Consider the following 16,953-nt stretch of genomic DNA (forward strand, 5'->3'; position numbering starts at 1 on the left):
ATCTGTGCATGGTGACAGGACAGCGCGGCAGGCCCCGCTCCTTCGACCGTGACGCCGCCCTCGACAAGGCGATGCTCGCCTTCTGGGAACGCGGCTACGAGGCGACCTCGATCTCCGACCTGACCGCCTCGCTCGGCATCGGCGCGCCCAGCCTCTACGCCGCGTTCGGGGACAAGCGCAAGCTCTTCGACGAGGTCGTGGTGGTCTACGGCCGGCGGTACGCCGACTTCGCGAGCGTCGCCCTGGCCGAGGAGCCCACCGCCCGCGCCGCGGTCGGCCGGATCCTGCGCGAGGCCGCCGAGGTCTACACCGACCCGGCCCATCCGCCCGGCTGCATGGTGATCAGCGCGGCGGTCAACACCACCTCGGAGGAGGTGGCCGAGGCCCTGCGCGAACGGCGCAACGCCAACCTGGAACTCTTCGAGCGTCGGATCCGGGCCGACATGGCCACCGGCGTGCTACCCGCGGACACGGACGCGCGGGCGCTGGCCCGGTACGCCGGAGCCGTGCTTCAGGGGATGTCACAGCAGTCGCGCGACGGCGCGAGCCGGGAGGAGCTGGAGGCGGTGGCGGCTCGGGCGCTGCTCGCCTGGCCGGAGTGAACCGCGGGAATTTCATTCCTCTGGGCCACGGTGCCCGACGGGACCCTCAACCCGTCCGGCACCGTAGCCCGGAGTACTTACGGCCGGCGGGTGTGCGGTTCCCGGGCGGCCGTGGAGAGGCGCCTGCGCGGTCAGGGCAGATCACGCGGCTTACCTCGATCCGTCCTCCTGTGCGGGGAGGGCGGAAGCTTGAAGCAATTGTGGACTAGACCATTCTGTTCTGTCCATCCAATGACGGGGGGATGAATACCGTCACTTCCTCCAACAGTACGCGGCCCCCGGGCATTCTGGATACTCCTGAGTACCCTCGTGGGGAAAGTCATGCGGCGTACCCGGGGTACGCTCGCCACGTGCCCTCCATGAACGACCTCGTACGCCAGCACACCGCTCTCGGTGAAACCGACCTGGAGTGGCTCCACCTGCTGGTCTCCGAGTGGCAGCTGCTCTCCGACCTCTCCTTCGCCGACCTCGTGCTGTGGGTGCCCACGCTCGACGGCAGCCGGTACGTCTCCGTCGCGCAGATGCGCCCGAACACCGGTCCCACCTCGTACCAGGACGACATGGTCGGCCACCTGGTGCCGCGGGGCCGCCGTCCGCTGCTCGACGCCGCCCTCGACGAGGGCCGCATCGTGCGCGAGGGCGATCCGGAGTGGCGCGAGGAGGTGCCCGTCCGCGTCGAGTCGATCCCCGTCCGCCGCGAAGGCCGGGTACTCGGAGTGATCGCGCGCAATACCAACCTGCTCACTGTGCGTACACCGAGCCGGCTGGAGCTGACCTACCTCCAGTCCGCCTCGGACCTGGCCCAGATGATCGCGGCGGGCGCCTTCCCGTTCCCCGGCCAACAGGTCGACATGGACGCCTCGCCGCGCGTCGGCGACGGCCTGATCCGGCTCGACGCCGACGGCGTGGTCACCTACGCCTCCCCAAACGCCCTCTCCGCGTACCACCGGCTCGGCCTCGCCTCCGACCTCGTCGGCCAGCACCTGGGCAACACCACCGCCGAACTCGCCCCGACCCGGGGCCCGGTGGACGAGGCGATCGTGAAGCTCGCCAGCGGCTGGGCCCCTCGGGAGACCGAGGTTGAGGGCAACGGCGGGGTCATCCAGCTCCGCGCGATCCCGCTCAAGCCCAAGGGAACCCGCATCGGTTCCCTGGTGCTCTGCCGCGACGTCACCGAACTGCGCCGTCGCGAACGCGAATTGATCACCAAGGACGCGACCATCCGGGAGATCCACCACCGGGTGAAGAACAACCTCCAGACCGTGGCCGCGCTGCTGCGTCTCCAGTCCCGCCGGATGGATTCGCCTCAGGGGCGCGAGGCTCTCAACGAGGCCGTGCGCCGGGTCGGTTCGATCGCGATCGTGCACGAGACGCTGTCCCAGAACCTGGACGAGCGGGTCGAGTTCGACGAGATCGCCGACCGGGTGATCGCGATGGTCTCGGAGATCTCCCCGGGCAAGGTCGACTGCCGGCGCACCGGCCGCTTCGGGATCCTGGACGCGGAGGTCGCCACTCCGCTGTCGATGGTGCTGACCGAGATCCTGCAGAACGCCCTGGAGCACGCCTTCGCCCCGGCCGAACGGGGCACGGTGGAGGTCTCGGCGGCCCGCTCCGGGACGGGCCGGGCCGACGGCCGGCTGCTCATCACGGTCGTCGACGACGGCCGGGGCCTGCCCGAGGGATTCGACCCCCAGCGGGCCGGGAACCTCGGGCTGCAGATCGTACGGACCCTCGTGGAGGGCGAGCTCGGCGGCACCTTCGACATGGTGCCGGCGGAGCCGCACGGCACGAAGGTCGTCCTCGACATCCCCTCCAGCCCGCAGAAGTAGCAGCGGTATCGTCACTCAAAGTGACGCGAGGCGCCCCGGACAGCACTGAACCCCGGACCGAATGGTGATCGGTCCGGGGTCCAAGAGCACGTTGCCAAGCGCTTATTCGGGTACTACGCGCTGCACGTCGAGGCTCGAAAGTCGTTGTCAGGCGCTGGCGTTGCGCGCCCGGTTGCGAGCGGCGCGGCGCTTCATCGCGCGGCGCTCGTCCTCGCTGAGACCGCCCCAGACGCCGGAGTCCTGACCGGACTCGAGCGCCCACTGCAGGCACTGCTCCATGACGGGGCAACGGCGGCAGACGGCCTTGGCTTCCTCGATCTGCAGCAGCGCAGGACCGGTGTTGCCGATGGGGAAGAAGAGTTCCGGGTCTTCCTCACGACAAACGGCGTTGTGACGCCAGTCCATGGCTGCTCCATCTCCTTGTATTGCGGGCAGGTTGCTTGTGAATGTGAACGCTTTCACGAATCCCCCCGTGAGGGAAGGTCGATCGCCTGGTTTCCCGGGTGATCAGTCAGAGATTCGTGGAGGGGTTCTGGCGCTCTGTGTGGGTGCCGGGTTCTGCGGGCTGTCCCGATCGCCATGAAGAGATTCGCAAACCTCGGACGGGGATACAACCCCTTCCGGAAAGTTTTTTTTGATTCGTCGGTGTCTACTAGGTCACAGCCCTACATCGTGAGGGTGGACCGGCGTGTAAACGTTCGAGTGAAAGGACTTTGGGCCCTTCTACTCACACAATCACACGCAGTGCTCGCCGAACGCCTGCGAACCGAACGCTGGTGCGCAAGCCGAGGTGATCGCCGTCCATCTGGAACGGGAGCGGAACCTTCGAATGCAAGGTGAAGTCGGTCAGATCGTGCAGAGACACCGCGTGCTTGCCGTGTGGACCCCGCTCAGGAGTCGAGGTCAGGAGCTGTGTCGCGTACCGAGCGACCGCCGGAGTTGACAAACGGTCCAGCGCCAATACGTCAAGCGCAGTATCGAACGACGCCTCCGGGGAGGCGTAAAGCGGACGATTCCCCAGATACGTCCACGGTGAGGTGTTGCACACTATCGACAGCACCAGATCGGTCACGGGATCGGCGCCGGGGCGCTCCAGCGTGACCGTGCCGTGCCGCCGATTGGGTTCCTCCCAGAACTGGCGCATCAGCTGTCGTACGTAGAGGGCGTGCGTCGAACGCTTGCCCCGCTCCCGCTGCTGCTCGACCCGGCCGACCACTCCCGCGTCGAATCCGAAGCCGGCGCAGAACGTGAACCAGCGCGACGGAACCGACTCGTCCTCCGTGCCGGGGGCGCCGGCCGCCAGGCCCAGACCGATCGTCCGCTCGCGCTGCTCCCGCAGCGCGTCCAGCAGGGCGCCGGTCGCCTCGACCGCGTCGTTCGGCAGACCGAGTGCGCGTGCGAACACATTGGTCGACCCGCCGGGGACCACCGCCAGCCGGGGCAGGTTGTCCGGATCGGGCCCGTCGTGCAGCAGCCCGTTGACCACCTCGTTGACCGTGCCGTCGCCGCCCAGGGCCACCACGAGGTCGAGTCCTTCGTGCGCGGCCTTGCGCCCCAGGTCCCGGGCGTGCCCCCGGTACTCCGTGGTCACCGCCTCCAGCTTCATTTCGCTGGCCAGGGCGTGGGTCAGGACGTCGCGCGTGCGCGCACTGGTGGTCGTCGCTGCTGGGTTGGCCACGAGAAGTGCACGCATGGGCGCCAGCCTACCCACCCCCGCATATGCCGACCCTACTGCCCGTCCCCTCGGGGGCCCGGGCCGCGCGGCTACCCTGCTTGGGTGAGTAAGAAGCAGCCCGAGAAGGCCTCCGCCGCCGCACCCGCCGCCGCACCCGCACCCGCCTCCGCGCTGCCCCGGCGGCTGACCGCCGCCGCCGCGCTCACCGCCCTGGAGGGGCTGGCGCTGGCCGGACTCGGCGTCTACATGCTCTTCGTGGGCATCGCGGGAGACCCCGATTCCCCGCAGCAGGCCGAGACCGGCGGGATCACCCTCCTCGTCCTGGCCGCCTTGCCGCTGATCGGCGCGCGTGGCCTGCGCCTGGGCCGCCGCTGGAGCCGCGGCCCGGCAATGATCACCCAGCTGATGGCGCTGCCGGTGGCCTACACCCTGTACAGCACGGGCGGCGCGATGATCGCCGCCGCCGTGGCCCTGGCCCTGGCGGCGGTGGCCGTCCTGGTGCTCCTGGTGAACCCCACCGCGACCGAAGCCCTCGGCATCGGGCCCGGCGAGCAGGCCCGATAACCCTCGTACGTCCTACGCCTCCGGCTCCGCCTACTCCTCGACGAGGAGCTTGTCGCGGAGCTGGGCCAGGGTGCGGGCCAGCAGGCGCGAGACGTGCATCTGGGAGATGCCGACCTCCTGCGCGATCTGCGACTGGGTCATGTTCCCGAAGAAACGGAGCAACAGGATCCGCTTCTCTCGGGGCGGCAGTCCCTCCAGCAGCGGCTTGAGCGACTCGCGGTACTCGACGCCCTCCAGGGCCTCGTCCTCCGCGCCCAGGGTGTCCGCGACCGCCGGCGACTCGTCGTCGGTGTCCGGGACGTCCAGCGAGAGCGTGCTGTAGGCGTTGGCCGATTCCAGCCCCTCCAGCACCTCCTCCTCGGAGATCCCCAGCCGCTCGGCCAGCTCGTGCACGGTGGGGGAGCGGCCGTGCTGCTGGGACAGTTCCGCGGTCGCCGTCGTCAGCGAGAGCCGCAGTTCCTGGAGGCGTCGGGGGACCCGTACCGCCCAGCCCTTGTCCCGGAAGTGGCGCTTGATCTCGCCGACCACCGTGGGCGTGGCGTACGTGGAGAACTCGACCCCGCGGTCCGGGTCGAACCGGTCCACCGACTTGATCAGACCGATCGTCGCGACCTGGGTCAGGTCGTCCAGCGGCTCACCGCGGTTGCGGAACCGCCGCGCCAGGTGCTCCACCAGCGGCAGGTGCATCCGCACCAGGCGGTTGCGCAGCTCCGCCTTCTCCGGCGAGCCGTCGGGCAGCGCCCGCAGCTCGATGAAGAGGGCCCGCGCACCGCTCCGGTCGCGCGGGTCCGGCAGCGCCGGCGAAACCGGGGGCACCGGTGGCGCCGGCGCCCCGGCGCCCTCCGGGGCGCCGGGGAAGGCCTCCGGAGGCTTGGCAGCGGCCTCCGGCGGCTGTACTTGATCGTGCTGGTTCTCGCTCATAGGGCCCGCCCGTCGCTCCGCCGAGTCCAAAAAGCCGTCTTCCGCATCCGCTTCAGCCGGGTGCGGCCGGGCGTGCTGCTGTTCAGGGATGCCGCCGTCGACCTCGTGCCGTACCCGGGGCCGATCCCCGCCCCGCACCGGGATCTCCCCGCCGCTCACGCCGGGCCTGGTCCCGCGCCGCGCTGTTTGTAGAGACTGATGCTCACCGTCCGGTTCTCCTCGACCGTGGCCTCGACCTTGCCGGCCAGCGCCGACAGGACCGTCCACGCGAACGTGTCGCGCTCCGGCGCGCGACCGTCGGTGGTCGGCGCGGACACGGTCACCTCCAGCGAATCCCCGATGAGGCGGAAGACGCAGCTGAGGACGGAGCCCGGCACGGCCTGCTGGAGCAGGATCGCGCAGGCCTCGTCCACCGCGATGCGGAGGTCCTCGATCTCGTCGAGGGTGAAGTCCAAACGTGCCGCGAGACCGGCCGTGGCCGTTCGCAGCACCGACAGGTAGGCACCCGCAGCGGGCAGCCGGACTTCCACGAAGTCCTGGGTCCCGGGCTCGCCTGCGATCTGGGACACCCTCACCTCCAAGGTGGTACGAGCTCTGTTCGCCGGTGACGCTATCGCGATCCGGGCGATCGTGTCGCGGCACCCCTGTGGCCCCGCTGGAACACCCCGGCCGACCATGCCGCTGCCCAGTGACTGATGGTAAGCCCATGGGTACGCACAGTGGCTAGAGGTCTGCGGGGTCCAAATCAAGGGAACCGGCGGAGGGTTGACCTACCCCGCTTCAGACGATCGAACCGTCGACAAAACACCACCGCCAGGTCTCGCCCGGCTCGAAGCTCCGCATCACCGGATGACCGGTCTGCTGGTGGTGCGCCGTGGCGTGCCGGTGGGGCGAGGAGTCGCAGCAGGCCACGTGTCCGCACCCCAGGCACATCCGTAGCTGGACGGGGTGGCTTCCGAGCGCCAGACATTCCGGGCAGGTCTGGGCAGAGGGGATGGGCTCGGGGCGCGGCAGTTCGGCAACGTGGGTGCACTCGCTCATGATTGCCAGCGTACGGCCAGGGTGCGGGCGCGCGACGGATGAGGATGGATCTTCGATGGAGGTATTGCCGCTGGTGGCGCTGATCGCGGGCAGCGCCGCCGTAGCCGGGGCGGCCCGCCGCACGCCGGTGCCGGCGCCGCTGCTGCTGGTCGCGGTGGGGCTGGTGGCCGCGTACGTCCCCGGCGTGCCCTCGTACGCCCTCGACCCGCACATCGTGCTGCCGCTGCTGCTCCCGCCGCTGCTGTACACCGCCGCGGTCGACAGCTCGTACCTGGACCTCCGGGCGAACATCCGGCCCGTCGCGCTGCTCTCGGTCGGCTACGTGCTCTTCGCGACGCTCGCCGTCGGCTACGCGGCGTACCTGGTGATGCCGGCGCTCACCCTGCCGGTCGCCCTGGTGCTCGGCGCGGTCATCGCGCCGCCCGACGCGGTCGCCGCCACGGCGATCGCGCGCAAGCTCGGCCTGCCGAACCGGATCACGACCATCCTCCAGGGCGAGTCCCTGGTCAACGACGCCACCGCCATCACCGCGTACAACGTCGCCGTGGCGGCGGTGATCGGCACGAGCGCCGGCTGGGCGGGCGGGATCGCGGAATTCCTGGTCGCCTCGGTGGGCGGGGTCGGGGTCGGCCTGCTGCTGATGGTGCCGATCCACCACCTGCGCACCCGGTTGAAGGAGCCGCTGCTCCAGAACACCCTGTCGCTGCTGATCCCCTTCGTGGCGTACGCGGCGGCCGAGCGGGTGCACGCCTCGGGGGTGCTCGCGGTGGTCGTCGTCGCGCTGTACCTCGGACACCGCAACTGGCAGGTCGACTTCGCGACCCGGCTCCAGGAGGAGGCGGTGTGGAAGGTGATCGCCTTCGTACTGGAGTCGGTGGTCTTCGCGCTGATCGGCCTCCAACTGCCGGTGGTCCTGAAGGGGCTGACGGAGTACGAGGGCCTGAGCGCGGCCTGGTACGCGATCGCGGTGTTCCTCGCGGTGGTGGTGGCCCGCTTCGTCTGGGTCTTCCCGGCGACCTTCCTGCCGAGGCTCTCGGAACGGATCCGCGACCGGGAGCCCGACACCGACTGGAAGGCGCCGGTGATCGTGGGCTGGGCCGGGATGCGCGGGGTGGTCTCGCTGGCCATCGCCTTCTCCATCCCGGTCACCGTCCCGCACCGGAACCTGATCCTCTTCCTGACCTTCACGACGGTCATCGGCACCCTGGTCGTGCAGGGCCTCACCCTCCCGCCGCTGATCAGGCTGCTGAAGCTGCCGCCGAAGGACGTGCAGGCGGAGACCCTGGCCGAGGCACAGGCGCAGAGCGAGGCCTCGCGGGCGGCGGAGGACCGCCTGTCGGAGCTCCTGGAACAGCCGGAGAACAGCACCCTGCCGCCACCGCTGGCGGACCGGCTGCGGACGGTGCTGGAGCGCCGGCGCAACGCGGTGTGGGAGCGGCTGGGGGAGGTCAACCCGGTGACGGGGGAGTCGGCGGACGACATCTACCGGCGGCTCGCGGGCGAGATGATCGAGGCCGAGCGGGAGGTGTTCGTGCAGCTGCGGGACCATCGGCGGATCGACGACGAGATGCTGAGGGCGCTGTTGCGCCGTCTGGACCTGGAGGAAGCGGCGGCCTACCGCGAACAGGGCTGACCCGCTGTCCCCCCGCCGGCGGGGCCGGATTTGCCGGTCGGGGCCCCGACCCCGCGCCTCGAACGCCGGCGGGGCCGGGTTCGCACCGTCATGGGTGGCCCGTGATGACGGCGGCGACCGTGCTCCCGTGAGGGAAGGCACCGGATGTCGTGAGGTCCGTCAGGGCCCACAGGAGCTTCGCCACGTAGATCCGCTCCACCGGCAGCGCGTGCCGGTGCTCGAAGTCCGCGGCGAAGGCTTCGAGCGGCGCGGGGACGCGGGCGTACCCGCCGTGGTCGTAGCCCTCGGCCAGGCTCCACTCCCCGGCCCGCCCCCCGAACGCGGCCGCCTGGAGGGAACGTATCTCCGCGCCCAGGAACCCGCCCGCCAGCACCGGCACGCCCAGGGCCCGCTGCCCGGGCGCCAGCCCGGCGGCCAGGCCGGCCAGGGTTCCACCGGTCCCGCAGGCCACGGCGACCACATCGGCCGCACCGCGCAGTTCACGGCCCAGCTCGGCGCAGCCGTGCAGGGCGAGGGCGTTGCTCCCGCCCTCCGGAACCACGTACGCACCCTCCGCACCGGCCCCGTTCACCAGCCGCGCCAGCACCTCCGGCTCGGCCTTGCTCCGGTACTCCGACCGCGTCACGAAGTGCAGCCGCATCCCGTCGGCCGCGCACCGGGCCAGGGATTCGTTCAGCGGTCGCCCGGCCAGTTCGTCCCCGCGCACGATCCCGACGGTCGCCATCCCGAGCAGCCGGCCGGCGGCGGCGGTGGCCCGCAGGTGGTTCGAGTACGCCCCGCCGAAGGTGACCAGGGTCCCGTGCCCCGCCGCCAGGGCGGCCCGCAGGTTCGGCGCGAGCTTGCGCCACTTGTTCCCGGGCAGTTCGGGGTGGACGAGGTCGTCCCGCTTCAGGAGCAGCCGCACACCGCGCCGGCCGAACCGCTCGTCACGTACTTCGTGCAGCGGCGAGGGCGGGCGGGGGCGCAGTTCGGGATGGTCCACCCGTCCATTGTGCGGCGCTCCGTGCCGGAGGCGTCGCACGTCGGAGCCCCGCCGACACCCGTCGGGGCGTGTGAGCGGGGCCGGAGCCGGATCGTCAGACGGTCACGGCGAAGTCCCACCGGCCCGCTCTTCGCGCCGGTACTCGCCGAGCGGACGGTCACCGGCGACCTTGAAATGAATCTTCGACCGCCGGAACCCGTCCGGGTCGGCGGCGCGGCGGTTCATGGACTGCCACGCGCGGCCGCAGGCCCCCACGAGCACTCCGACGGCGGCGAGGGTCGCCGCGCCCGTTCCGTGCAGTACGAGGGCGAGTACGAACACGAGGATGCCGGCGAAGATCACTCCGTTCCACAGCCGGGCCGGCATGGAGGGGTCTCGCGGCAGGGGGCGCGCCCCCTTCTCCTCCGGTTCCCGAGGTGAGCCGGGGAGGACGGTGGGATCATCCGGGTGGTGGCACATGACCGGGTTCTGCTTCCTGTCGGTGGGAGGTGTCGGGGGTGGCCGTTCAAGGCTCCCTCGGAGACAGGGCGTTGCAGCAAGCCGGACATGTTGACTTCTTGGCGCAACAGCCGTGGAGGGGAAATGGCCGAGCTGGAACACGTGGGCGACGGAGCCGGTGGACGCCTGAAACCGATCGGCGACGACGTATCGCCCGAGGCCAGGCTGTTGGCGGAAGAGCTGCGGACCGTGTACGCGGGGTTGGGCGTCTCGCTTCGCAGGTTCTCCGCTCAATGCGGGTACGAGCCGAGCGCGGTCTCGCGCTATCTGAGCGGGAAGAGCGTTCCCCCGTGGGCGTTCGTCGAGAAGCTGATGGCCATGTCGGCCCGTCGGCTGGGCAAGGCGACGGCCCGGGACGCGGTGACCCATCTGCGCAGGGTGCACCGGCGTGCGGTGCCGTCGGGGCGGGCCACGAACAGGGTGCAGGAGCTGCAACACCTGTTGGAGGAAGCGGAACAGGAGGTCGACGGCTTCCGTGCGCGCGAGGCCGTGGCCGTCGAGTTGTTGCAGGAGCGGCAACAGCGGGTCGCGGCCATAGAGATCCAGCTGCGGTCCGTGGAGGCCGCGCGCGGTCTGGACCGGGAGGAGCACGAGGCCGCCATGGCCGACCACCTCAGGGAGGTGGAGGGGTTACGGGCCGAAAAGCTGCGCCTGGAGCAACAGGTCGAGGCCCTGCGCTTGGAGCTGGCGGACGCGCACCAGTCGGTGGTCCTGGCGGATGCGAAATGCGAGCAGCTCGCGCACCAGCTGGAACGGGCCGAGGTCCGCGAAGCCGAATCCGGAGACGCGAAGGAGGGATCCGCCCCCGACACGCTGTACTTGGAAGTGATCGCAGAGCTGAACGAGAAGATCAGGCTGCTCGAAGAGGCCAGGAACGGAAGGGGAACGGAGGACGGACAGACCCGTCCTTCCGGGGACCCTTCCCTGGTCCGGCCTTACTACAAAAGCGTCCTGATTCCCGTTCAGGATCCGTCGAGGAAGAAACCGGACCCGCAGGAGTGGAACCGGGGCGAGTACCAGCCGGTCCTGCCCTCGATCACTCTCCCACCCGGCGTCGATTGGCCCGATCTGTGGGTGTTCGATCCCACTGCGGGCGAATACGTCCTGCGACTTCCACCCGGCATGGAGTCCCCGTCGTCGTAGCTGCGCTCCGCCGCCTCGCGCGGGGTCCGGGGCGGAGCGCAGTCCGGGTCACTTCAGGCGTTCCGCGATGCGGTCGCGCATGGAGGCCATCGTGAAGCCCTTCGGGTCGATCTTGCCCGGTTGCCATTCCAGGTGGCCGATGACCGAGCGGGACGTCCAGCCGTGGACCCGGCAGACCGCCGCCGCCGCGCGGGCGATGGCGTCCAGTTGGACCGCCGGCCACGGGTCCTTGCCGTCGCCGAGGTTCTCGCATTCGAAGCCGTAGAAGTGGCGGTTTCCGTCGGTGTCCGCCTCGTTGTCGGGCGGGAGGCGCTTCTCCGCGATGACGGCCGCCAGGACGTCGGAGTCCCCGGCGCCCGCGTGGTTGGCCCGGCCGTAGCCGACCAGGTGGACGCGGCCGTCCTTGGTGATCACGCCGTGGCAGAGGGGGCCGGGGAGGTCCTCGTCTCCCTCGCGGCACAGCCGGACGGTGTAGGCGGTGCCGTGGGTGACGGTGTGGTGGATCATCACACCGTTCACCGGGCCCCAGGGGCCCTTGTGGTTGCGGTTGTGGGTGCGCCAGGCGCCGACCTCGACGACGGTCAGCCCTTCGTGCCTCAGTGCGTTGATGAACCGGTCCGCGGACATGGGTGCGGCCATGGCCGCCTCCTTCGTTGCGGTGCAATCGGACACCGTGTGTGTCCGGATGGTCACGCTACGGTTTAGCGGAGGCAGCCCTTCCGCCGCTAGGGCGGAATCCGGCCACTTATCGGACGGAAGCCAGCCACATGTCGGGCCCGAAGACCTCGTAGTGGATGTCCGCGGCGGCCACGCCCTTGGCGAGCAACTGCTCGCGCACCGCCCGCATGAAGGGGAGCGGGCCGCAGAGGTAGGCCTGGGTGCCGGGGGCGACGGGGACGGGGTCGAGGTCCATGAGGCCGGTGCGGTGCCCGGGCTCGGCCGATTCCTCGTACCAGAAGTGGGCGGAGGCGTCCGCGAGCTTGTGGGTCAGGGCCCGGTGGTCGCCGCGCAGCGGGTGGTCGGCGGGGGAGCGGTCGGCGTGCAGCACGGTGACCGGGGCCGGGTGCGCGGTGTCGGCCAGGTGCTCCAGCATCGAGAGCATCGGGGTGCAGCCGATCCCCGCGGAGGCGAGCAGGACCGGCGCGGCGGAGTCCCGCAGCGTCAGGTCGCCGTAGGGCACCGAGACGCGCAGGGTGTCGCCGGCCCGGACGTGGGCGTGCAGGTGTCCCGAGACCTCGCCGTCGGGACCCGAGGCGGCCGGGCCGTGCACCCGCTTGACGGTGATGGCGCGGACCGGGGAGCCGGGGGAGGTGGAGAGGCTGTACTGGCGGATCTGGCGGGCGCCGTCCGGGAGTTCGACCTGGACGGAGACGTACTGGCCGGGCAGGTGTGCGGGGGCGGGGGCGCCGTCCGCCGGGGCGAGCCGGAAGGTGGCGCAGTCCGCGGTCTCCTCGATGCGCTCGGTCACCGTCCACTCGCGCCAGACGTCGCCGGCCAGTACCTGCCGCTCGGCGTAGAGGCGCTCCTCGATGGCGATGAGGGCGTTCGCCATCAGCCAGTAGACCTCGTCCCAGGCGGCGGCGACCTCGGGGGTGACGGCCTCGCCGAGCACCTCGACGATGGCCTCGAACAGGTGCCGGTGGACGACCGCGTACTGCTCGCGGGTGACGCCGAGCGAGGCGTGCTTGTGGGCGATGCGGCCCAGCATCACGTCGGGGCGGGTGTCGGGGTGCTCGACGAGGTGCGTGGCGAAGGCCGCGATGGAGCCGGCGAGGGCCTGCTTCTGGAGGCCTGCGTTCTGGTTGCCCCGGTTGAAGAGGTCGCGGATCAGCTCCGGGTGGGCCGCGAAGAGCTTCGTGTAGAAGAGCCCCGTGATCTCGCCGATGGCGGCTCCGACGGCGGGCAGGGTGGCTCGTACGGTCGCCGTCGACTTCTCGGAAAGCATGTGGGACTCCTCGCGTGTGCGTGGTGCGGCGGTGCGGATGGGTCATTTAATTGGCATCTGAGATGCGTATTTTGAGGCCGAAAAAAGGTCCGCCGCGGTGCGGACCTCCGTTCGAGCCTGCCGTCAGCCTGAGCCCGGGCAGGTCGAAGGTGGGCGGAAACCGGCCATCCGGCCCGGATCGTCAGGGGCTTTCGGCCCCTGGCGGAGGGCCGCCCGAAATGCCCAGCAGCAGCGGCCCCGTCGGGGTCGCGACCAGGTCGTTCACCGTCAGCGGGTCCAGCTCGGCGAAGAAGGCCTCCTGTGCCCGGCGCAGCGCGCCGCGCAGGATGCAGGCCGAGCGCAGCGGGCAGGGGACGGTGCCGTCGCAGTCCACGACGTCGCCCGGCCCCTCCAGTTCGCGGACCACCCCGCCCACCGAGGCGGCCCGCCCGGCGGTGGTCAGGGCGAGCCCGCCGCCGCGGCCGCGACGGGCCTCGACCAGGCCGAGATGCTGCAGCCTGGCGACCACTTTGGCAGTGTGCGTGTACGGGACCCGCATGGTCGCCGCGACGTCGCGCGTGGTCGGCAGGTCCGTCTCCGCGACGGCCAGGCGCATCAGGATGCGCAGCGCCAGGTCGGTGAATCGGGTCAGCCTCATGGGTCGACCGTAGAAAACTTGCATCCTTGATGCAAATTAATGGCCGAAAGTGGCGGGGTCCGAGGGGCGCGGGAGGCGCGTGGGGGAGGGGGTGGACCCGAGAGGGTGCCCAGCACCCGTACGGAGTAGTCCCACCCTTTTGTGTAATGGTCTCATCGCGCTACGTGCTGAAAGGCTGCACCCCGCAGATCCATGGAGTGATCGAAGGGGAAAATTCATGTCGGTCCAGGCAGGTTCCGAATCCGAGACCCAGACGCCGCAGCGCAGTCTCGGGACTTCGGCCGCACGGAACTTGGCAACCACGACCAAGTCCGCGCCGCAGATGCAGGAAATCACCTCGCGGTGGCTCCTGAAGATGCTCCCGTGGGTCTCGGTGCAGGGCGGCACCTACCGCGTCAACCGCCGGCTCAGCTACTCCGTCGGCAACGGCATCGTCGAGTTCATCAAAACCGGCACCCAGGTCCAGGTCATCCCCGCCGAGCTCGGCGAACTCCCCCTCCTGCGCGACTACGAGGACGAGGCGGTGCTCACCGAACTCGCCCAGCGCTGCCGCCAGATCGACTTCGAGCCCGGCCAGGAGCTGACCTCCTTCGGCAGCCCTTCGGACCAGGTGTTCCTCCTCGCCCACGGCCGCATCGACCACGTCGGCCCCGGCCCCTACGGTGACGACGCCGTCCTGCAGACCGTCGCCGACGGCGCCTTCTTCGGCGAGGACTCGCTCGTCGACGAAGAATCGATTTGGGAGTACACCGCCCGCGCCGCCACCTCCGGCACCGCCCTGGTCCTGACCCGCCAGGACTTCCAGTTGCTCGCCGACCGCGTCGACTCCCTGCGCGCGCACGTGGAGCGCGTACGGACCCTGCCCGCGCAGCGCACCAACAAGTACGGCGAGGCCGCCATCGACCTCTCCGCCGGCCACCAGGGCGAGGCCGTGCTCCCCGGGACCTTCGTCGACTACGAGGCCCACCCGCGCGAGTACGAACTCTCCATCGCGCAGACGGTCCTGCGGGTGCACACGCGCGTCGCCGACCTCTACAACCAGCCGATGAACCAGACCGAGCAGCAGTTGCGGCTCACGGTCGAGGCGCTGCGCGAGCGCCAGGAGCACGAGATGCTCAACAACACCGACTTCGGCCTGCTCCACAACGCCGACTACGACCAGCGCATCCAGCCCCACGACGGCGCGCCCAGCCCCGACGACATGGACCAGCTGCTCAGCATGCGGCGCGGCTCCAAGATGTTCCTCGCGCACCCCAAGGCGATCGCCGCCTTCGGCCGCGAGTGCAACAAGCGCGGGCTCTACCCGGAATCGGTGGAGGTCGACGGCCACCGCGTGCCGTCCTGGCGCGGGGTGCCCATCTTCCCGAGCAGCAAGATCCCGATCAGTGACGCCCGCACCACCTCCATCCTCTGCATGCGCACCGGCGAGGAGGAGCAGGGCGTGATCGGCCTGCACCAGCCCGGCATCCCCGACGAGATCGAGCCGAGCCTGTCGGTCCGCTTCATGGGGATCAGCGACCAGGCGATCATCTCGTACCTGGTCACCGCCTACTTCTCCGCCGCGGTGCTGGTGCCGGACGCGATCGGCGTACTGGAGAACGTCGAGATCGGCCGCTGGCGCTGAGCGCGCCGAGCACGGGGAGCACCGTGAACGCCTTGAGCGCCGCCCTGACCGCGGGCGAGGGCCAGGAGGCCGCCGCCCTGCTGGAGCGGACGAGGGAAACGGTCAACCCGCAGCTGCGCCGGGCGGTCGAGAGCCTGCCCGGTTCCATGCGGCGGGTCGCGATGTACCACTTCGGCTGGGAGCACGCGGACGGCACGCCCGCCGCGGGCAGCACGGGGAAGGCCATCCGGCCGGCCCTGGTCCTGGCCGCCGCCCAGGCCCTGCGGGGGCCGGGCGGGGAGGTGGAGGACGCGGTACGGGCGGCGGCGGTCGCCGTGGAGCTGGCGCACAACTTCACGCTGCTGCACGACGACGTCATCGACCGCGACGTCCAGCGGCGCGGCCGGTCCACGGCCTGGACCGTCTTCGGGATTCCCGACGCGATCATCACGGGCGACGCCATGATGGCGCTCGCGCTGCGGCTGCTCGCCGAGGACCCGCACCCGGCCTCGGCGGAGGCCGCGGCCCGGCTCACGGCCTGCGTCATCGAGTTGTGCGGGGGCCAGCAGGCGGACTGCGCCTTCGAACAGCGCCCGCACGTCTCGCTCGACGAGTGCCTCACCATGGCCACCGCCAAGACCGGGGCGCTGCTCGGCTGCGCCTGCGCGCTGGGCGCGCTGTACGCCGGTGCCGGGTCGGAGGAGGTCGAGGCGATGGACGCCTTCGGCCGGGAGGCCGGGCTGGCCTTCCAGCTGATCGACGACCTGATCGGCATCTGGGGGGATCCGGGACACACCGGCAAGCCCGCCGGGGCGGATCTGATCGCCCGCAAGAAGTCCCTGCCGGTCGTCGCCGCCCTCAACTCGGGCACCTCGGCGGGCGAGGAGCTGGCCGCCCTGTACGCGGGTCCCATGACCGGGGAGGACGTACGCAGGGCCGCCGACGCGGTGGAGCGGGCCGGCGGGCGCGACTGGGCGCAGGCCCACGCCGCGGACCGGATGGGCCGGGCGGTGCAGCAGCTGTCCCGGGCGGTCGCGGACCTGGGGGCGGCGGGCGGGCTGCTGGCGCTGGCGGAGTTCGTCACGCGCCGCACGAGGTGAACACGTGTGAACACGTGGCGAGCGGGAGGGGCAAGGCCTGTTCCGGCACCGTACGGCGCCGGAACAGGCCTTTCCGCATGCCGGGGCCAACTCTAGGATCCCTCAAGGACGTTGGGACTCGAGCGAAGGGTTTGCCCAGTGGTACTGGAGATACGTCAGGCGGATCGGTCGGACCGGGACGCGGTGGCGCGGCTGCTCGACGAGGCCTTCCGCACCGACCCGGTGAGCAGCTGGGTCTTCCCGGAGCCCGCCCACATGGCCGCGGTGCACGGAAAGTTCCTCGGGGTCTTCGTGGACGTGGCGCTCGCCGAGGGCCGCATCGACTACGCCGCGGACGGCTCGGCGGCGGCGCTGTGGCTGCGGATCCCGGCGGGGGAGCCGGAGGGCGAGGACGAGATCCCGGCGAAGATGCGCGCCGTCGCCGACCCGGACAACGAGCGCTGCGAGCTGGTCGGCCGACTGACCGGCGCGGTGCACCCCACGGCGGAGGAGCACGAGTACCTGCTGATGATCGCCGTCGCCCCCGGCCGGCAGGGAGAGGGGCTGGGCAGCGCGCTGATGCGCCCGGTGCTGGAGCGCTGCGACCGCGAGGGCGTGCCGGCGTACCTGGAGGCGAGCAGCGAGCGCAGCAAGGCGCTCTACGAGCGGCTCGGGTGGGAGTTCACGGGGGAGGCGGTCCGACTGCCGGACGGGCCGCTGATGTGGCCGATGTGGCGCAAGCCGCGGGCCTAGACGGATAGGTGCTTGCGTAACCACTACGGCTGAAGTACTTTACTCGAC

General features: G+C 70.8%; 18 protein-coding genes. 8 read left to right on the forward strand and 10 right to left on the reverse strand.

Annotated elements, in window-relative coordinates:
• Nucleotides 1–8: 8 nt before the first annotated feature.
• On the forward strand, nucleotides 9–602 hold the full coding sequence (locus tag ACFYZL_RS04255; RefSeq protein ID WP_384584538.1) for a TetR/AcrR family transcriptional regulator: 594 nt from the start codon (nucleotides 9–11) through the stop codon (nucleotides 600–602).
• 359 nt (nucleotides 603–961) lie between these two features.
• Nucleotides 962–2,431, forward strand: a complete 1,470-nt coding sequence (locus ACFYZL_RS04260) for a sensor histidine kinase (protein WP_384758306.1) — start codon at nucleotides 962–964, stop codon at nucleotides 2,429–2,431.
• Nucleotides 2,432–2,578: 147 nt separating this feature from the next.
• Here the strand turns inward: ACFYZL_RS04260 and ACFYZL_RS04265 are convergent, their stop codons facing one another.
• Together ACFYZL_RS04265 and ACFYZL_RS04270 are read right to left on the reverse strand one after the other, a co-directional pair.
• Nucleotides 2,579–2,836 (reverse strand): WhiB family transcriptional regulator, encoded by a 258-nt coding sequence (locus ACFYZL_RS04265; RefSeq protein WP_003953983.1) that lies wholly within the window; start codon nucleotides 2,834–2,836, stop codon nucleotides 2,579–2,581.
• A 322-nt stretch (nucleotides 2,837–3,158) separates the two neighbouring features.
• Entirely contained in the window at nucleotides 3,159–4,124 is a 966-nt protein-coding gene (locus tag ACFYZL_RS04270; protein WP_384584542.1) for a diacylglycerol/lipid kinase family protein, read from the reverse strand.
• Between the two features lie 84 nt (nucleotides 4,125–4,208).
• On the opposite strand from ACFYZL_RS04270, the gene ACFYZL_RS04275 reads away from it, so the two are divergent.
• Nucleotides 4,209–4,670, forward strand: coding sequence for a hypothetical protein (locus ACFYZL_RS04275; protein ID WP_388675776.1), 462 nt, complete (start codon nucleotides 4,209–4,211; stop codon nucleotides 4,668–4,670).
• Between the two features lie 30 nt (nucleotides 4,671–4,700).
• Here ACFYZL_RS04275 and ACFYZL_RS04280 read toward each other — a convergent pair whose 3' ends face one another.
• The 3 genes from ACFYZL_RS04280 to ACFYZL_RS04290 all read right to left on the reverse strand — a co-directional run bounded on the left by ACFYZL_RS04280 (nucleotide 4,701) and on the right by ACFYZL_RS04290 (nucleotide 6,632).
• Nucleotides 4,701–5,750, reverse strand: coding sequence for an RNA polymerase sigma factor SigF (locus ACFYZL_RS04280; protein ID WP_388675779.1), 1,050 nt, complete (start codon nucleotides 5,748–5,750; stop codon nucleotides 4,701–4,703).
• Nucleotides 5,747–6,160: an anti-sigma regulatory factor gene (locus ACFYZL_RS04285; RefSeq protein ID WP_365165629.1), complete on the reverse strand. Its 414-nt coding sequence runs from the start codon at nucleotides 6,158–6,160 to the stop codon at nucleotides 5,747–5,749. The genes ACFYZL_RS04280 and ACFYZL_RS04285 overlap by 4 nt, the downstream gene beginning before the upstream one ends.
• Nucleotides 6,161–6,371: 211 nt before the next feature.
• Nucleotides 6,372–6,632 (reverse strand): UBP-type zinc finger domain-containing protein, encoded by a 261-nt coding sequence (locus tag ACFYZL_RS04290; RefSeq protein ID WP_384584551.1) that lies wholly within the window; start codon nucleotides 6,630–6,632, stop codon nucleotides 6,372–6,374.
• A 55-nt stretch (nucleotides 6,633–6,687) separates the two neighbouring features.
• Here ACFYZL_RS04290 and ACFYZL_RS04295 point away from each other — a divergent pair, with 55 nt between their 5' ends.
• Nucleotides 6,688–8,265, forward strand: coding sequence for a Na+/H+ antiporter (locus tag ACFYZL_RS04295; RefSeq protein ID WP_384759172.1), 1,578 nt, complete (start codon nucleotides 6,688–6,690; stop codon nucleotides 8,263–8,265).
• 88 nt (nucleotides 8,266–8,353) lie between these two features.
• Here ACFYZL_RS04295 and ACFYZL_RS04300 read toward each other — a convergent pair whose 3' ends face one another.
• Both ACFYZL_RS04300 and ACFYZL_RS04305 read right to left on the reverse strand, forming a co-directional pair.
• Nucleotides 8,354–9,247, reverse strand: a complete 894-nt coding sequence (locus tag ACFYZL_RS04300; RefSeq protein WP_388675784.1) for a 1-aminocyclopropane-1-carboxylate deaminase/D-cysteine desulfhydrase — start codon at nucleotides 9,245–9,247, stop codon at nucleotides 8,354–8,356.
• Nucleotides 9,248–9,349: 102 nt separating this feature from the next.
• Nucleotides 9,350–9,613 carry a hypothetical protein gene (locus ACFYZL_RS04305; protein WP_384756919.1) on the reverse strand — a complete coding sequence of 88 codons (264 nt, stop codon included), beginning with the start codon at nucleotides 9,611–9,613 and terminating at the stop codon, nucleotides 9,350–9,352.
• A gap of 216 nt (nucleotides 9,614–9,829) precedes the next feature.
• On the opposite strand from ACFYZL_RS04305, the gene ACFYZL_RS04310 reads away from it, so the two are divergent.
• On the forward strand, nucleotides 9,830–10,888 hold the full coding sequence (locus ACFYZL_RS04310; protein WP_388675787.1) for a helix-turn-helix domain-containing protein: 1,059 nt from the start codon (nucleotides 9,830–9,832) through the stop codon (nucleotides 10,886–10,888).
• A 48-nt stretch (nucleotides 10,889–10,936) separates the two neighbouring features.
• On the opposite strand, the gene ACFYZL_RS04315 is transcribed toward ACFYZL_RS04310, so the two are convergent.
• The 3 genes from ACFYZL_RS04315 to ACFYZL_RS04325 form a co-directional block, all read right to left on the reverse strand.
• Nucleotides 10,937–11,527: an N-acetylmuramoyl-L-alanine amidase gene (locus ACFYZL_RS04315; protein WP_384756914.1), complete on the reverse strand. Its 591-nt coding sequence runs from the start codon at nucleotides 11,525–11,527 to the stop codon at nucleotides 10,937–10,939.
• 106 nt (nucleotides 11,528–11,633) lie between these two features.
• Nucleotides 11,634–12,833 (reverse strand): globin domain-containing protein, encoded by a 1,200-nt coding sequence (locus ACFYZL_RS04320; RefSeq protein ID WP_388675790.1) that lies wholly within the window; start codon nucleotides 12,831–12,833, stop codon nucleotides 11,634–11,636.
• A gap of 181 nt (nucleotides 12,834–13,014) precedes the next feature.
• A complete protein-coding gene (locus ACFYZL_RS04325; RefSeq protein WP_384756909.1) occupies nucleotides 13,015–13,470 on the reverse strand; it encodes an RrF2 family transcriptional regulator in 456 nt (151 codons plus the stop codon).
• A gap of 217 nt (nucleotides 13,471–13,687) precedes the next feature.
• Here ACFYZL_RS04325 and ACFYZL_RS04330 point away from each other — a divergent pair, with 217 nt between their 5' ends.
• The 3 genes from ACFYZL_RS04330 (at nucleotide 13,688) to ACFYZL_RS04340 (ending at nucleotide 16,905) form a co-directional block, all read left to right on the forward strand.
• Nucleotides 13,688–15,094, forward strand: coding sequence for a family 2B encapsulin nanocompartment shell protein (locus ACFYZL_RS04330; protein WP_384756906.1), 1,407 nt, complete (start codon nucleotides 13,688–13,690; stop codon nucleotides 15,092–15,094).
• A gap of 23 nt (nucleotides 15,095–15,117) precedes the next feature.
• Nucleotides 15,118–16,173: a family 2 encapsulin nanocompartment cargo protein polyprenyl transferase gene (locus ACFYZL_RS04335; RefSeq protein WP_384756903.1), complete on the forward strand. Its 1,056-nt coding sequence runs from the start codon at nucleotides 15,118–15,120 to the stop codon at nucleotides 16,171–16,173.
• A gap of 138 nt (nucleotides 16,174–16,311) precedes the next feature.
• Nucleotides 16,312–16,905, forward strand: a complete 594-nt coding sequence (locus ACFYZL_RS04340) for a GNAT family N-acetyltransferase (protein WP_384756900.1) — start codon at nucleotides 16,312–16,314, stop codon at nucleotides 16,903–16,905.
• Nucleotides 16,906–16,953 lie beyond the last annotated feature (48 nt).

The organism is Streptomyces sp. NPDC001717 (genome assembly GCF_042892775.1).
In the GTDB taxonomy this organism is placed as follows: domain Bacteria; phylum Actinomycetota; class Actinomycetes; order Streptomycetales; family Streptomycetaceae; genus Streptomyces.

What these genes read in the sequence shown, in the direction of transcription:
- ACFYZL_RS04255 (WP_384584538.1), top strand. Translation starts at nt 9, where the DNA reads ATGGTGACAGGACAGCGCGGCAGGCCCCGCTCCTTCGACCGTGACGCC.
- ACFYZL_RS04260 (WP_384758306.1), top strand. Translation starts at nt 962, where the DNA reads ATGAACGACCTCGTACGCCAGCACACCGCTCTCGGTGAAACCGACCTG.
- ACFYZL_RS04265 (WP_003953983.1), bottom strand. Translation starts at nt 2,836, where the DNA reads ATGGACTGGCGTCACAACGCCGTTTGTCGTGAGGAAGACCCGGAACTC.
- ACFYZL_RS04270 (WP_384584542.1), bottom strand. Translation starts at nt 4,124, where the DNA reads ATGCGTGCACTTCTCGTGGCCAACCCAGCAGCGACGACCACCAGTGCG.
- ACFYZL_RS04290 (WP_384584551.1), bottom strand. Translation starts at nt 6,632, where the DNA reads ATGAGCGAGTGCACCCACGTTGCCGAACTGCCGCGCCCCGAGCCCATC.
- ACFYZL_RS04295 (WP_384759172.1), top strand. Translation starts at nt 6,688, where the DNA reads ATGGAGGTATTGCCGCTGGTGGCGCTGATCGCGGGCAGCGCCGCCGTA.
- ACFYZL_RS04305 (WP_384756919.1), bottom strand. Translation starts at nt 9,613, where the DNA reads ATGCCGGCCCGGCTGTGGAACGGAGTGATCTTCGCCGGCATCCTCGTG.
- ACFYZL_RS04310 (WP_388675787.1), top strand. Translation starts at nt 9,830, where the DNA reads ATGGCCGAGCTGGAACACGTGGGCGACGGAGCCGGTGGACGCCTGAAA.
- ACFYZL_RS04315 (WP_384756914.1), bottom strand. Translation starts at nt 11,527, where the DNA reads ATGGCCGCACCCATGTCCGCGGACCGGTTCATCAACGCACTGAGGCAC.
- ACFYZL_RS04320 (WP_388675790.1), bottom strand. Translation starts at nt 12,833, where the DNA reads ATGCTTTCCGAGAAGTCGACGGCGACCGTACGAGCCACCCTGCCCGCC.
- ACFYZL_RS04325 (WP_384756909.1), bottom strand. Translation starts at nt 13,470, where the DNA reads ATGAGGCTGACCCGATTCACCGACCTGGCGCTGCGCATCCTGATGCGC.
- ACFYZL_RS04330 (WP_384756906.1), top strand. Translation starts at nt 13,688, where the DNA reads ATGTCGGTCCAGGCAGGTTCCGAATCCGAGACCCAGACGCCGCAGCGC.